Origin of the sequence: Burkholderia anthina, assembly GCF_902498995.1 — a bacterium.
GTDB lineage: Bacteria > Pseudomonadota > Gammaproteobacteria > Burkholderiales > Burkholderiaceae > Burkholderia > Burkholderia anthina.
Window position 1 is genome coordinate 264,613 of the sequence record NZ_CABVLY010000006.1, and the last position, 15,196, is coordinate 279,808.

The following is a 15,196-nucleotide window of genomic DNA, read 5'->3' on the forward strand; positions in this document are numbered from 1 at the left end:
AACCAAAACTCACGATGGGGAAAAGCCACCCGCGAACGGGCGGCTCCTCTCCTTAGCCGCGCAGACGCGCACCAGCACGAGCCATCCGCTCAACCAGCGTCTGGATCGCCTGATCGACGACCTCGTCCTGTAGCGTGCCAGCCGCGTCCTGCAGCGTCACGCGGAAGGCAAGGCTCTTCTCGTGCGCGGCAAGACCACCGGAAGTATTTGATTTTGCACGAAATTCGTCGAAGAGTACAACCTTCTGAACGAATCGGCAGGCGTCTTCGGCCAGCGCCTTCTTCATTTCGTCGAAAAGTGCCTGAACCTCGACTGCCTGATCGACCACAACGGCGATATCGCGGCGAACCGGCGGGAATTTCGACACGTCGGTCGGCGCCGGCAGCGCACGCGCGATCAGCGCGTCCGCGTCGATTTCGAACATCATCGGCGCGTGCGGCAGCTCGTACTTCTGCATCAGGCGCGGGTGCAGCTCGCCGATCCAGCCGACCACGCGACCATCGATTTCGATACGCGCACTGCGGCCCGGATGGAGGGCCGGATGTTCGGCCTTCACGAAGCGCGCAGCAGCCGGCGCGAGCAGCGCCTCGAGATCGCCCTTCACGTCGAAGAAATCGACCGCGCGGGTAGCCACGCCCCATTGCTCGTCGACCGCCGGCCCGTAAGCCAGTGCGCCGACACGCTTCGGTTGCGTGTAGCCTTCGACCGTCAGCTCGCCCGCCTTCATCGACGGATCGGCGAGGAACACGCGGCCGGCCTCGAACACGCGCACGCGATCCGCGCGACGGTTCAGGTTGTGGCGCAGCACCGAGATCAGGCTGCCGAACAGCGTCGTGCGCATCACCGAAAGCTGGCTCGCGATCGGGTTCAGCAGGCGGATCGGGTTGTCGTTGCCGGCGAAATCGTGCTCCCACTCTGCATCGACAAAGCTGAAGTTGACCGTTTCCGCATAGTCGCGCGCCGCGAGCGCATGACGGATGTCGTGAATCGAACGTCGCGTCTCGTTGGTCGCACGCATCTCGCTCGTCGCGACCGGCGGACGTGCCGGGATCTTCTCGAAACCGTAGATGCGCGCCACTTCCTCGATCAGGTCTTCCTCGATCTCGATGTCGAAGCGGTGCGACGGCGGCGTGACCAGGAACGCGTCGTCGTCACGCTCGAACGGCAGGCCGAGGCGCGTGAAGATGTTCGCGATCTCGTCGGCATCGATCTTCACGCCGATGATGCGGTTCGCGCGCGACACGCGCATCTTCACCGGCGCGCGCTGCGGCAGGTTCACCGCCTGATCGTCGACCGGGCCGGCCTTGCCGCCGCAGATGTCGAGAATCAGCTGCGTGATGCGCTCGACGTGCTCGACAGTCGTCGCGTAGTCGACGCCGCGCTCGAAGCGATGGGCCGCATCGGTCGAGAAGTTGTACTTGCGCGCACGGCCGCGAATGCTGTCCGGCCACCAGAACGCCGCTTCCAGGTAGATGTTGGCCGTATCGAGCGTGACGGCCGTGCTGTCGCCGCCCATGATGCCCGCGAGGCTCTCGACCTGATGATCGTCAGCGATCACGCCGACCGTTTCGTCGAGTTCGACGGTGTTGCCGTTCAGCAGCTTCAGCGACTCGCCACGCTTGCCCCAGCGCACCTCGATGCCGCCGTGGATCTTGTCCAGATCGAACACGTGCGACGGACGGCCAAGCTCGAACATCACATAGTTCGAAATGTCGACGAGCGCCGACACGCTGCGCTGACCCGAACGCTCGAGGCGCTCGACCATCCACTGCGGCGTCTTCGCGCGCGCATTCACGCCACGGATCACGCGCCCGGAGAAACGGCCGCACAGATCGGGCGCGGCAATGCGCACCGGCAGCGTCTCGTCGAGTTCGGCGCGCACCGGGCGGATGTCGACCGGCGTCAGCGGCGCGCCGGTGATCGCGGCCGTCTCACGTGCGATGCCGAACACCGACAGGCAGTCGGCCTTGTTCGGCGTCAGCTTGATTTCGAAGACCGTGTCGTCGAGATTGAGCGTATCGCGGATGTCCTGGCCGACCGGCGTGTCTTCCGGCAGGATCAGCAGGCCGCTGTGGTCTTCGGACAGTTTCAGCTCGCGTGCCGAGCACAGCATCCCCTGGCTCTCCACGCCGCGCAGCTTCGACAGCTTGATCGCGAACGGCTTGCCGCCCTCTTCTGCCGGCGGCAGTTCCGCGCCGACCAGCGCGACCGGCACCTTGATGCCGGGCGCCACGTTCGGCGCGCCGCACACGATGTTCAGCGTCGCGCCGGTGCCGGCGTCGACCTGGCAGACATTGAGCTTGTCCGCATCCGGATGCTTGACGACTTCGAGCACGCGGCCGACGACGATCTTCGACGTCGGCGGCGCGGCCTTGCTCAGCGATTCGACTTCGAGCCCCGCCATCGTCAGCGCGTGCGACAGTGCGTCGGTCGTCAGCTGCGGGTCGACAAAGGTTCTCAACCAGGATTCAGGGAATTGCATGGATGTCTACGTTCGAAACAGGTTAGATCGACGCCCGGGCCCCGCGGAAACGTCCGGCGGGGCATGCGCGGGCACATGTCGGCACGGCGCGTGCGTTATGCGAACTGGCGCAGGAAACGCAGGTCGTTCTCGAAGAACAGCCGGAGATCCTGGACGCCGTAGCGCAGCATCGTCAGGCGCTCGAGGCCGCTGCCGAACGCGAAGCCGATGTAGCGCTCGGGATCGAGGCCCATGTTGCGGATCACGGTCGGATGCACCTGCCCCGAGCCGGAGATCTCGAGCCACTTGCCGGCATTCTTGCCGTGCTCGAACATCATGTCGATCTCGGCCGACGGTTCCGTGAACGGGAAATACGACGGACGGAAGCGCACGAGGATGTCGTCGCGCTCGAAGAATTTCTTCAGGAAATCGGTATAGACGCCCTTGAGGTCGGCGAAGCTGATGTTCTCGTCGATCCACAGCCCCTCGACCTGATTGAACATCGGCGAGTGGGTCGCATCGCTGTCGACGCGATACGTGCGGCCCGGCGCGATGACCTTGATCGGCGGACGGTTCATGCGCGCGTAACGCACCTGCATCGGGCTCGTGTGCGTGCGCAGCAGCAACTGGCGGCCGTCGGCATCCTTGCCTTCGACGTAGAAGGTGTCCTGCATCGAACGCGCCGGATGATTCTCCGGGCTGTTCAGCGACGTGAAGTTGTACCAGTCGGTCTCGATTTCGGGACCGTCGGCCACGTCGAAACCGATCGAGCGGAAAATCTGTTCGACGCGTTCCCACGTGCGCATCACGGGGTGCAGGCTGCCTGCACCGGCACCGCGACCCGGCAGCGTGACGTCGATCGCCTCGGCGGCGAGGCGCTGGTTCAGGAGTGCGTCGGCGAGCGCCTGGCGACGTGCGGTCAGCGCGGCTTCAACCTGCTGCTTCGCGACGTTGATGCGTGCGCCTTCGGTCTTGCGTGCTTCGGGATCGAGCTTGCCGAGGCCCTTGAGCAACTCGGTCAGCGCACCCGACTTGCCGAGGAATCGTGCTTTCTCGTTTTCGAGCGTGGTGATGTCGGCAGCCTGTTCGAAGGACTGCTGCGCGTCGGCGACAATCTGGTCCAGATCCATAGATCCCATCATTTCCAACGTCATTCGATCTTGGCGTGCGAAATCGCCCCGCCAAATAAAAAGCCCCCACGCTCGCTTCGTTCGCTGCCCCCCCGAGGGGGCGATCGACCCTCTTGGGGCGGCCCGGCGAGGGCCGATAAAAAAGGGGCTCGGAAGAGCCCCGTTTTCGCTGCAGCGGCCGAGACTACCGGAACATCGCTGCAACTAACCACGCAGTGCTAATTTCTCAATTAGGCTGCAACGGCGGCTTTCACCTGCTTGACGATCGCAGCAAAAGCAGCCTTGTCGAACACCGCCATGTCGGCCAGGACCTTACGGTCGAGTTCGATCGACGCCTTCTTCAGGCCGTTGATGAACACGCTGTAGGTCATGTCGTGCTGGCGAACTGCCGCGTTGATACGCGTGATCCACAGTGCGCGGAACACACGCTTCTTGTTGCGGCGATCGCGGTACGCGTACTGACCAGCGCGCATCACCGCTTGCTTGGCGATGCGATAGACGTTATTGCGACGGCCGCGATAACCCTTGGCCAGGTTGATGATCTTCTTGTGGCGGGCCCGTGCGGTTACCCCACGTTTGACTCGAGGCATGTTTCTCTCCTTAGAGTATCAGTTGAGGGGTTACGCGAACGGCAGCATCGCGCGGACGGAGTTCAGATCGGAATCATGAACTGCCGTTGCGCCGCGCAGGTGACGCTTGTTCTTCGTGGTTTTCTTGGTCAGGATGTGACGCTTGAAGGCTTGACCGCGCTTGACGGTACCGCCCGGACGCACCACGAAGCGCTTTGCAGCACTCTTCTTGGTCTTCATCTTAGGCATGACGAACAACTCCAGTTTATTAGATGGCGATGGGTGTGCGGTTGGCTTGCGCCCTTGACCCGCCCTTCGAAACCCAGTCCACTTGTGTACGGCGACCCGCTTGCGCAGCCGCCGTCATTGCTGGTGCGCCGCCCTGACCGGGCCACGCACCGAACCACTTACGAACCTGCGCGCATCGCGCAGGCCCGTTACTTCTTTTTCTTCGGCGAGAGCACCATGATCATCTGGCGCCCTTCCATCTTCGGCATCTGCTCAACCTGGCCGACTTCCTCGAGATCCGTGCGCAGACGCTCAAGCATCCGCATACCGATCTCCTGGTGAGCCATTTCACGGCCGCGGAAACGCAACGTGATCTTCGTCTTGTCGCCCTCTTCGAGGAAGCGCACGAGGTTGCGAAGCTTGACGTTGTAATCCCCGTCATCGGTACCCGGGCGGAATTTGACTTCCTTCACCTGGATGACCTTCTGCTTCAGCTTCGCTTCGTGCTGCTTCTTGGACTCCTGATACTTGAACTTGCCGTAGTCCATCAGACGGCAGACCGGCGGAACCGCTTGCGGCGCGATTTCCACCAGATCGACATCCAGTTCTTCCGATTTACGGAAAGCATCAGCGAGTTTTACGATACCGAGCGGTTCGTTCTCGAGCCCGACCAGACGCACTTCCGGCGCAGTGATTTCACCGTTGATGCGATGCGACGACTTATCAGTAGCGATGTTACGTTTCCTCTAAAAATTAAAAAAACGAGCCGCGCTGCCAGGGCGGTTACTTGAACGAGCGCAGGTCTTCCTGCAGACGCTCAACGAAGGCTTCGATCGGCATAACGCCAAGATCGACGCCGCCACGGGCACGCACGGCTACCGTTTGCGCATCACGCTCCTTATCGCCCACGACGAGGAGATAAGGCACCTTTTCCAGCGTGTGCTCGCGTATTTTATAGCTAATCTTCTCGTTGCGCAAATCGGCCGCCACTCTAACCCCTTGTTTTTGCAACGTTTGGGCCAGAGATTGTGCATATTCCGCCTGACTTTCGGCGATATTGAGCACAACTGCCTGGAACGGCGCGAGCCAGACCGGCATCGCACCGGCATGGTGCTCGATCAGAATGCCGAGGAATCGCTCCATCGAACCGACGATCGCACGGTGCAGCATCACGGGCCGGCGGCGGCTGTTGTCTTCCGCGACGTACTCGGCGCCAAGGCGCTCCGGCAGCACCATGTCGAGCTGCAGCGTGCCGCACTGCCACGAGCGGCCGAGCGCATCCTTGATGTGGTATTCGATCTTCGGGCCGTAGAACGCACCCTCGCCCGACAGCTCTTCCCACGACAGGCCGCACGCCGTCAACGCGTCGCGCAGGCCCTGCTCGGCGCGATCCCACGTTTCATCGGTGCCCGCACGCTGTTCAGGGCGCAGCGACAGCTTGATGTCGATGTGCTCGAACCCGAAATCCTTGTACACGCTCATCGCCAGCGTATTGAACGCGATCGACTCGGCAATGAACTGCTCTTCCGTACAGAAGATGTGCGCATCGTCCTGCACGAAGCCGCGCACGCGCATCAGGCCGTGCAGCGCGCCCGATGCCTCGTTGCGATGGCACGAACCGAATTCCGCGTAGCGCAGCGGCAGGTCGCGGTACGAACGCAGGCCGTGCTTGAACACCTGGACGTGACCCGGGCAGTTCATCGGCTTGATCGCGTAGTCGCGCTTCTCCGACTCCGTCGTGAACATGTTCTCGCGGTAGTTCTGCCAGTGGCCCGACGCTTCCCACAGCGAGCGGTCCATGATCATCGGCGTCTTGATCTCGAGATAGCCGGCATCGTTCACGCGGCGGCGCATGTACTGCTCGACCTGCTGCCACAGCGCCCAGCCCTTCGGATGCCAGAACACCATGCCCGGCGACTCTTCCTGCATGTGGAACAGGTCGAGCTGCTTGCCGAGCTTGCGGTGGTCGCGCTTCTCCGCTTCCTCGAGCATGTGCAGGTATTGATCCTGGTCTTCCTTCCTGGTCCAGGCCGTCCCGTAGATGCGCTGCAACTGCTCGTTCTTCGAGTCGCCGCGCCAGTACGCGCCCGCGACCTTCATCAGCTTGAAGACCTTCAGCTTGCCGGTCGACGGCACGTGCGGGCCGCGGCACAGGTCGGTGAAGCCACCGTGCGAGTACAGCTTGATTTCGTCGCTTTGCGGAATCGACTCGATGATCTCGGCCTTGTACTTCTCGCCGATGCTGCGGAAATAGCCGGCCGCCTCGTCACGCGACACGACACGGCGCGTGACCGGCTCGTCCTTCTTCACGAGCTCCTGCATGCGCTTTTCGATCTTTTCCAGATCTTCGGGCGTAAACGGGCGATTGTACGAGAAGTCGTAGTAGAAGCCGTTGTCGATCACCGGGCCGATCGTCACCTGCGCGTCCGGATACAGCTCCTTCACGGCATACGCGAGCAAGTGCGCGGTCGAGTGACGGATGATGTCGAGACCGTCGGCATCCTTGTCCGTGACGATCGCGAGCGATGCGTCGCGATCGATGACCGTGGACGTGTCGACGAGCTCGCCGTCGAGCTTGCCGCCAAGCGCAGCTTTCGCAAGGCCGGGACCGATCGAGGCAGCAACCTCGGCAACTGTCACCGGATGCTCGTATTGTCGAACTGAGCCGTCAGGCAAGCGTATCGAAACCATAGCAATCTCCGTGATACCAACAGTGGGCGGCAAACCAGGCACGCGATATAAAAGTCACGCGCGAAATTTCGCGACAAAAAAAATGCGGCCCCGCTTTCGAGGGGCCGCATTCGATACTTCACTCAGGCTGAAAGGGCGAAAACGTTCCTCGACTAGCGTCGTTCCGAAAAGGTTTCGGTCAACGTTCGCGGTGTCATAACCGTATTCGCCTTGTTCGCGTTGAGTTATTACTGCATCGAACACCCGGAAGCCGGGCATTCTCAATTCGTTGGTAGGCTCGATTGGACTCGAACCAACGACCCCCACCATGTCAAGGTGGTGCTCTAACCAGCTGAGCTACGAGCCTAGTGAAGCTAAGATTATATGGAGCGCTCGCTAACTTGGCAAGTATTTTTATGCGGTCGCAGCAAAATAACGGGGCTCCAACCCCATCAAACGGCCGTCACGCCTTCCGCCCCGCCCGCACGACGCCCGGCACTTCGCCGAGCAGCGTACAGGCGCGCTGCACCTGCGCCGAGTTCGACACCTCGACCGTGAACTGCATGAATGCCGCATTGCGGCGGCTCTGCGTCTTCACGCCGACCACGTTTATCTTCTCCCGCGCGAACACTTCGGAAATATCGCGCAGCAATCCCTGGCGATCGCTCGCCTCGATCATCAGGTCGACCGGATAGACGGACGCGCCGCGCCCGCCGAGCACGTCGGCCGACCAGGTCGTCTGCAGCACGCGCTCCGGCGCGCGCTCGGCCATTCGCTGGAAAGTCGGGCAGTCGCTGCGGTGGATCGACATCCCCTTGCCGCGCGTCACGAAACCGCTGATCGGATCGGGCGGCGCCGGACGGCAGCAGCGCGCGAGCTGCGTCAGCAGCGCATCGACGCCGACCACCAGCACGCCGGTCGACGCGCCGTGCGCAACACTCGCCCCGCTGCTGCGCTTCTCGAAATCGGCGGGCGCCTCGGGCGCATGCTCCGGCGGCGGCGCATCGGACAGCGCCTGCTCGACGTTGCGCAGGCTGAACTCTTCCTTGCCGACCACCGAGAACAACTCGTCGGGCGACTTGAAGCCGAGCTTCGCGGCGAGATTGTCGAGGTTGACCGACGTCTTGCCCTCGCGCTGCAGCGTCTTTTCGACGAGCGCGCGGCCGTGCGCGATGTTCTCTTCCTGCTCGATCGAATTGAACCATGCACGCACCTTCTGGCGCGCGCGCGGGCTCTTCAGGTAGCCGAGCTGCAGGTTCAGCCAGTCGCGCGACGGGCCGCCCTCCTTCACCGCGACGATCTCGACCGTCTGGCCGTTCGCGAGCGACGTGTTCAGCGGCACCATCACGCCGTCGACGCGCGCGCCGCGGCAGCGATGACCCAGCTCGCTGTGCAGGTGATACGCGAAATCGACCGGCGTCGCGCCCTGCGGCAGCGCGATCACGCGCGCCTGCGGCGTAAGCACGTAGATGTGGTCGTCGTCGAGGGACGTCTCGCGCAGCTGTGCCCACGCCTGGTCGCCCGACACCTCGGTGCCGTCCTCGACGTCGTCCTTCCATGCGAGCAACTGACGCAGCCACGCGATCTTCTCGTCGTACTTGTCGCTCGCGGAGAACTGGCCGCCGTAGCCGCGCGTGCCGGCTTCCTTGTAGCGCCAGTGCGCGGCGACGCCGTACTCGGCGAAGCGATGCATGTCCTGCGTGCGGATCTGCACCTCGAACGCGCGGCCGTCGTCGCCGATCACGACCGTATGCAGCGACTTGTAGCCGTTCGGCTTCGGCCGCGAGATATAGTCGTCGAATTCCTTCGGCACCGGCTGCCACAGGTGATGCACGATGCCGAGCACCGCGTAGCAATCCTTGATGTCCGGCACGATCACGCGGAATGCACGCACGTCGTACAGCTCGGAGAAATCGAGCTCCTTGCCGCGCATCTTGCGCCAGATGCTGTAGATATGCTTCGGCCGCCCGCTCACGTCGGCGGGAATATGCGCTTCCGCCAGTTCGTGCTGCAGCCGCTCGATCGCCTGCGCGACGTACGCTTCGCGCTCGATGCGCTTCTCGTCCAGCAGCTTCGCGATGCGCTTGTAGGTGACCGGATCCTCGAAGCGGAACGCGAGATCCTCGAGTTCCCATTTCAATTGCCAGATGCCGAGCCGATTCGCGAGCGGCGCATAGATCTCGAGCGTCTCGCGCGCGACGTCGGGCGGCGGATCGATCTTCGCCGCCGCGTAGTAGCGCAGCGACTGCAAGCGCGACGCGAGCCGGATCAGCACCACGCGGATGTCCTGCGCGAACGCGAGTAGCATCTTGCGCAGCGCTTCGATCTGCGTGCGCCGCTCTTCCGCCGCGTCGCGCCCGGTGTCGGGCATCGCGTTCTGCGCGGCGCGCAGGCTGACGGTGCCGAGCCGCAGCAGCTTGCGCACATCGGCCACGAGCCGCGCGACCTCTTCGCCGAAGCGCTCGGTCAGTTCTCGCTCGGGGTCGCTCAGATGCGGCGTCAGCACGAACAACGCCGCCGCCTGCATCGCGTGCGGATCGACGTTCAGCGTGCGCATGATCGACGCCGTGCCGGCCGAGTGATCGGCGAGCAGTTCACCCGACGACAGGCGCGCGTCGCCGGCCCGCTCGCGCACGAACGCGAGCACGTCGTCGAACGGTGGCGTCGCGACGGAAGCAGCGGAAGCGGGCTCGGTCATCGTACGGCCTGGTGCAATGCGGTCATCGTCGGTGCTTCGCTCAGCTCCGTTGCGCGGCGACGACGACGATCTCGACGAGCAGCGCGGGATCCGCGAGCTTCGCCTCGACGGTGGCGCGCGGCGGCGTGTTGCCCTGCGCGACCCACGCGTCCCACTCCGCGTTCATGCCTTCGAAGTTCGCGAGATCGGAAATGTAGATCTGTACCGACAGCAGATGTGCCTTGTCACTGTTCGCTTCCGCGAGCAGGCGATCGATGTGGCCGAGCACTTCGCGCGTCTGGCCGCGGATGTCCTGGATGGTGTCTTCGGCGATCTGGCCGGCCAGATACACGGTACCGTTGTGGATCGCGGTTTCGGAGAGACGGGCCCCGACGTGGTGACGAATGACTGCCATGGAATGTTCCGGTCTGAATGAGTGAAGAGTCGGCGACAACGCAGCCCGCGTGCCGCCGAACCGCATATTATGACGCGATTATGCGTCGCCTTCGACGAAAAACCGGCGGGCAAGCGCAATCTGGTCGGCGCCGATGAACGCCGGCGCATGGCCGGCACCCGCAATCTCGACCTGCTTCACATGCCGGCCGCGACGCACCATCTCGGCCGCCGTCTCGCGCGACAGCAGGTCGGAGCTTTCGCCGCGCACGACCAGCAGCGATGCGCCCGTCGTCTCGATCGCACGCCACAGCGCGGCTTCGCCGAGCGCGGCCAGCTCCGGTGTCGTCGCCTTGAACGGTTCGGCGATGCGCGGATCGTAGCGCATCGTCCAGCGGCCGTCGGGCAGCTCGCGCAGCAACGGCCCGTTGATCTCGCGCCACTCGTCGCCGCTCAGCGCGCCGAACGGCAGCGACAGCGACGTCAGGTAGTCGACGCCTTCCTGCTCGGTCGCAAAGCTCGGCTGCACGCCGAGATATTCGCCGATGCGCGTGAGCGAATCGGGCTCGATGCGCGGACCGACGTCGTTGACGATCATCCGGCGCAGCGGCGAGCCGGGCAACCCCGCGAGCGCCATGCCGATCAGCCCGCCCATCGACGTGCCGAACCAGTCGACCGATTCGACATCGAGCCGCGCGATCAGCGTCACCATGTCGGCCGCATATTGCGGAATCGCGTAATGCCGTGGATCGGCAAGCCAGTCGGACCGGCCGCGCCCGACGACGTCGGGACAGACGACGCGATACGTGTCGGACAATGCCGCGGCAAGCCGGTCGAAATCGCGCCCCGAGCGGGTCAGGCCGTGCACGCACAGCAGCACGCGGGGATTGGCGGGGTCGCCCCATTCCGTATAGGCGACATGATGAAGGCCGGCGGCGCTTGCACATTGCACGCGTCGCAGACGGGGAACCGGAGGATTCGCTGAGGTTGTTGGCATCGTTGGCATCCTGTCGAACGTGGGCGGCGCGGCGGGCAACGCACGCGTTGCCCGATGCAAACGATTGTAAACCGCTTCGCCCGCGCGGGTCGGCACGCGCTGGAAGCATCGGCATGCGCGCGCCTCCAATGACAAACGCCCCGCATGCCGTTGTCCGGCATGCGGGGCGTCGCGACCGCGCTCGCGCGCGGCGAACTTATGCGACCGCGCTCACGTCGAGCGGCGCGCCCGTCTTCGTCTGGATCTCTTCGGCGCTCACGCCGTCGGCGAGCTCCAGCACCTTCAGGCCGGCCGGCGTCACTTCGATCACGCCGAGATCGGTGATGATCAAGTCGACCACACCGACGCCCGTCAGCGGCAGGTTGCAGGCTTCGAGGATCTTGTGCTGGTCGCCCTTCGCGACGTGCTCCATCAGCACGACCACGCGCCCCACGCCCGCGACGAGGTCCATCGCGCCGCCCATCCCCTTGATCATCTTGCCGGGGATCATCCAGTTCGCGAGGTCACCGCTCTTGCTGACCTGCATCGCGCCGAGGATCGCGAGGTTGATGTGGCCGCCGCGGATCATCGCGAACGAATCGGCCGACGAGAAGATCGACGAACCCGGCAGCGTCGTGACGGTCTGCTTGCCGGCGTTGATCAGGTCGGCGTCGACTTCGTCGTCGGTCGGCGACGGGCCGATGCCGAGCAGGCCGTTTTCCGACTGCAGCCACACCTCGACGCCTTCCGGCACGTGGTTCGCGACGAGCGTCGGCAGGCCGATGCCGAGGTTCACGTAGAAGCCGTCCTGCAGTTCCTTCGCCGCGCGCGCGGCCATCTGGTCACGATTCCAGGCCATGTCAGTCTCCTTTCGCGCGTACGACGCGTTGTTCGATGCGTTTTTCAGGCGTCGCGTTCAGCACGATGCGCTGCACGAAGATCCCGGGCGTATGAACCTGGTCCGGATCGAGTGCGCCGTTCTCGACGATCTCCTCGACTTCGACCACGGTGATCTTGCCCGCCATCGCGCACATCGGGTTGAAGTTGCGCGCGGTGCGGCGATAGATCAGGTTGCCGGACTTGTCGGCCTTCCACGCCTTCACGAGCGCGACGTCGGCCGTCAGCGACGGCTCGAGCACGTAGTGGCGATCGCCGAACTGGCGCGTTTCCTTGCCTTCCGCGATCACGGTGCCGTAGCCCGTGTTCGTGAAGAACGCCGGGATGCCCGCGCCGCCGGCGCGCAGCTTCTCGGCGAGCGTGCCCTGCGGCGTGAATTCGAGCTCGAGTTCGCCGGCCAGGTACTGGCGCTCGAACTCCTTGTTCTCGCCGACGTACGACGAGATCATCTTCTTGATCTGGCGCGTTTCCAGCAGCAGGCCGAGACCGAAGCCGTCGACGCCCGCATTGTTGCTGATGCAGGTGATGCCCTTGACCGCGGAATCGCGCAGCGCGGCGATCAGCGCCTCGGGAATCCCGCACAGGCCGAAGCCGCCCACCGCGAAGGTCTGTCCGTCGCGGACGATCCCTTCCAGCGCGGCAGCCGCGCTGGGATAGACTTTGTTCATCTGTATGTCCCTTCCTCTATGGAAACCAGTCAAACCGGTTCACGCGCCTACACGGCCCGCAAGCCTGCCGCATCATTCTATGCATGCGCGGCAATGCGTGCGTCGAAACGCGCTGTTTTTATATCGCAGCAAACCGCCGCGAGATGCCTGAAAGGGTACGATGCGGCGCGGATGCGGCACAATACGCAAAAATACATAAGCGTTTGCCTCCGCTTGCCTGCGCCATGCCCGCTCTCGATTACCAGACTGCCTTCCACCTCGCGCCGCTCGGCCTCGTGCTGTCGCGCGACCGCGTGATCGAGGACTGCAACGACGCGCTGGCGTCGATCTTCCGCTGCGCGCGGGCCGATCTGATCGGAAAATCCTATGAAGTGCTCTATCCGTCGCCGGACGAATTCCAGCGGATCGGCGAGCGCATCTCTCGCGTGATGGTCGCGAACGGCGTCTACTCCGATGACAGAATCATGAAACGGGCGGACGGCGAGCTGTTCTGGTGCCACGTGACGGGCCGCGCGCTCGACCGCACCGCGCCGCTCGCGGCCGGCGTGTGGACCTTCGAGGATCTGAGCGCGACGCGCCGGGTCGCCGTCGAACTGACGCCGCGCGAACGCGAGATCGCCGCGCAACTCGCCACCGGCAAGACCAGCAAGCAGATCGGCCGCGTGCTCGACATCAGTTCGCGCACCGTCGACATCTACCGCGCGCGGCTGATGCGCAAATACGGAACGAACAATACGCCGGAACTGCTGCAGCGCCTGCTCGGCCAATGAAAGCGGGGCCGCAATGACAATCGGCCGCTAGACGCGGCCGATTCGGGGAACATCCTGACATGGCGACACACCGGCGCGCCCGCGCCGGATTCATCGCTGCCGCGTTCAGTCGACCTTCGCCGCCAGCGCGCGCTCGATCGTGTCGCGCAGCAGTTGCGGCAGCGGCACCGACTTGCCGAGCGCGTAGTCGACCCACACGCAGCGTGCGTTGCCGCGCGCATAAACGTGGTGCGGATCGTCCGCGCGCGTGAGCTCGAAACCCGTGTCGAAGCTGCTGCGGCCGGGCTTCGCGGCCGACATCGTCGCGATCACGTCGCCCGGATAATGCAGTTGCTTCAGGAATTCCATCGACGCGGTGACGATGACAGGCCCCTGCCCCTCGCCGTTGCCGCCCGCGATGCCGAGCGCCTCGAACCACGAGATCCGGGCCTGCTCCATGTAGCGGAAATAGACCGTGTTGTTCACGTGGCCGAACGCATCCATGTCGCCCCAGCGGATCGGCATCGACATTTCAAAAACGGGGGAGTAATCGCTCATTGCTGCCTTCTTTGTTGCTGAATGTCATCCGCTCACGCGACGCCGAAGCCGTCGTCGGCGGAGATAATCGAGCCATTGATGAACTGCGACTCGTCGGCCGCGAGCAGCAACAACAGCCCGTCGAGATCCTGCGGCTTGCCGACGCGCCGGCGCGGCAGCATCGACTGCAGCTTCTGGCCCTGCTCGGTTTCCCACAGGTAGTGATTGATTTCGGTATCGATATAGCCCGGGCAGATCGCGTTGACGTTGATCCCGTGGCGCCCCCATTCGAGTGCCATCGCACGCGTCATCTGCACCACCGCGGCCTTGCTCATCGCATACAGCCCGATCTGCGGAAACGCGCGCAGGCCGGCCACCGACGCGATGTTGATGATCCGGTACGGCGGCTTGCCGGTGCCGTTCGAGCGCATGATCATCCGCTTCGCGACTTCCTGCGCGACGAAAAATGCGCCGCGCGTGTTCGTATCGAACACGAACTCGAAATCGGCCGGCGTCACGTCGACGAGCTTTTGCATCGTCGACACGCCCGAATTGTTCACGAGGATGTCGATCGTGCCGGCTTCCGTCTCCGCATGCGCGACGGCCGCCTTGATGCTCTGCACGTCGGTGACGTCGAGCGACACGACATGCGCGGCGCCGCCCGCCGCTTCGATCTCCGCACGCAGTTCCTTCAGGCGCTCGACACGGCGGCTCGCGAGCACGACCTTTGCGCCGGCCTGCGACAGCACCTGCGCGAAGCGTTGCCCGAGGCCGCTCGACGCGCCCGTGACCAGCGCAACCTTGCCTTCCAGATTGATCGATCGACCCATTGCACATCCCCTTTCGATGTCGTTTCGCCACGGCGGGCGCCCTGTCCCGTGCAGCATAACCCTAGCACAAAAAATAGAACGATCGTGCTAATCTATTCGCATGCTGTTGCGGCAAGCGTTTCGTTTCGCAGACAATACGGTCCCGAATAAAAGCATTCTAACGGTTAGAGGAACGCCAATGACCCCCGCAAGCCTCATCGAGCAGTACGGCCCGCGCGAATCGATGGAATACGACGTCGTGATCGTCGGCGGCGGCCCCGCCGGGCTGTCTGCGGCGATCCGGCTCAAGCAGCTGGCCGCCGAGAAAGGCGCCGAGATCGGCGTGTGCGTGCTGGAGAAGGGTTCCGAGATCGGCGCGCACATCCTGTCGGGCGCGGTGATGGACCCGCGCGCGATCACCGAGCTGTTCCC

Annotated in this window: 15 protein-coding genes and 1 tRNA gene; 2 read left to right on the plus strand and 14 right to left on the minus strand. The window is 64.0% G+C overall.

Annotated elements, in window-relative coordinates; genetic code table 11:
- Positions 1-52: 52 nt before the first annotated feature.
- The 12 genes from pheT to BME24068_RS11115 all read right to left on the minus strand — a co-directional run bounded on the left by pheT (position 53) and on the right by BME24068_RS11115 (position 12,669).
- On the minus strand, positions 53-2,482 hold the full coding sequence (gene pheT / locus BME24068_RS11060; protein WP_174926071.1) for a phenylalanine--tRNA ligase subunit beta: 2,430 nt from the start codon (positions 2,480-2,482) through the stop codon (positions 53-55).
- Positions 2,483-2,577: 95 nt separating this feature from the next.
- Entirely contained in the window at positions 2,578-3,591 is a 1,014-nt protein-coding gene (gene pheS / locus BME24068_RS11065; RefSeq protein ID WP_006753318.1) for a phenylalanine--tRNA ligase subunit alpha, read from the minus strand.
- Positions 3,592-3,821: 230 nt separating this feature from the next.
- Positions 3,822-4,181 (minus strand): 50S ribosomal protein L20, encoded by a 360-nt coding sequence (gene rplT / locus BME24068_RS11070; RefSeq protein ID WP_004192938.1) that lies wholly within the window; start codon positions 4,179-4,181, stop codon positions 3,822-3,824.
- Between the two features lie 30 nt (positions 4,182-4,211).
- On the minus strand, positions 4,212-4,409 hold the full coding sequence (gene rpmI, locus BME24068_RS11075) for a 50S ribosomal protein L35 (RefSeq protein ID WP_004191477.1): 198 nt from the start codon (positions 4,407-4,409) through the stop codon (positions 4,212-4,214).
- Positions 4,410-4,597: 188 nt separating this feature from the next.
- Positions 4,598-5,122 (minus strand): translation initiation factor IF-3, encoded by a 525-nt coding sequence (infC, locus tag BME24068_RS11080; protein ID WP_080599380.1) that lies wholly within the window; start codon positions 5,120-5,122, stop codon positions 4,598-4,600.
- A gap of 49 nt (positions 5,123-5,171) precedes the next feature.
- Entirely contained in the window at positions 5,172-7,079 is a 1,908-nt protein-coding gene (thrS, locus tag BME24068_RS11085) for a threonine--tRNA ligase (RefSeq protein WP_096506843.1), read from the minus strand.
- Positions 7,080-7,348: 269 nt separating this feature from the next.
- Positions 7,349-7,425 (minus strand) — tRNA-Val (locus tag BME24068_RS11090).
- Between the two features lie 96 nt (positions 7,426-7,521).
- The gene (locus tag BME24068_RS11095) at positions 7,522-9,756 is read right to left on the minus strand and encodes a RelA/SpoT family protein (RefSeq protein ID WP_174926072.1); all 2,235 of its coding nucleotides are present in this window, start codon (positions 9,754-9,756) and stop codon (positions 7,522-7,524) included.
- Between the two features lie 40 nt (positions 9,757-9,796).
- On the minus strand, positions 9,797-10,150 hold the full coding sequence (locus BME24068_RS11100; RefSeq protein WP_174926073.1) for a RidA family protein: 354 nt from the start codon (positions 10,148-10,150) through the stop codon (positions 9,797-9,799).
- A 78-nt stretch (positions 10,151-10,228) separates the two neighbouring features.
- Positions 10,229-11,125: an alpha/beta fold hydrolase gene (locus tag BME24068_RS11105; RefSeq protein WP_174926074.1), complete on the minus strand. Its 897-nt coding sequence runs from the start codon at positions 11,123-11,125 to the stop codon at positions 10,229-10,231.
- A 196-nt stretch (positions 11,126-11,321) separates the two neighbouring features.
- Positions 11,322-11,963: a CoA transferase subunit B gene (locus tag BME24068_RS11110; RefSeq protein WP_098549025.1), complete on the minus strand. Its 642-nt coding sequence runs from the start codon at positions 11,961-11,963 to the stop codon at positions 11,322-11,324.
- Position 11,964: 1 nt separating this feature from the next.
- Entirely contained in the window at positions 11,965-12,669 is a 705-nt protein-coding gene (locus BME24068_RS11115) for a CoA transferase subunit A (RefSeq protein WP_012328363.1), read from the minus strand.
- 224 nt (positions 12,670-12,893) lie between these two features.
- On the opposite strand from BME24068_RS11115, the gene BME24068_RS11120 reads away from it, so the two are divergent.
- Positions 12,894-13,439: a LuxR C-terminal-related transcriptional regulator gene (locus BME24068_RS11120; protein WP_096506848.1), complete on the plus strand. Its 546-nt coding sequence runs from the start codon at positions 12,894-12,896 to the stop codon at positions 13,437-13,439.
- A gap of 105 nt (positions 13,440-13,544) precedes the next feature.
- On the opposite strand, the gene BME24068_RS11125 is transcribed toward BME24068_RS11120, so the two are convergent.
- Complete coding sequence (locus BME24068_RS11125; protein WP_174926075.1) at positions 13,545-13,976, minus strand: acyl-CoA thioesterase; 432 nt, start codon at positions 13,974-13,976, stop codon at positions 13,545-13,547.
- Positions 13,977-14,008: 32 nt separating this feature from the next.
- The gene (locus tag BME24068_RS11130; RefSeq protein ID WP_096506850.1) at positions 14,009-14,785 is read right to left on the minus strand and encodes an SDR family oxidoreductase; all 777 of its coding nucleotides are present in this window, start codon (positions 14,783-14,785) and stop codon (positions 14,009-14,011) included.
- 178 nt (positions 14,786-14,963) lie between these two features.
- On the opposite strand from BME24068_RS11130, the gene BME24068_RS11135 reads away from it, so the two are divergent.
- A partial coding sequence (locus BME24068_RS11135; RefSeq protein ID WP_174926076.1) for an NAD(P)/FAD-dependent oxidoreductase occupies positions 14,964-15,196 on the plus strand: 233 nt, incomplete at its 3' end.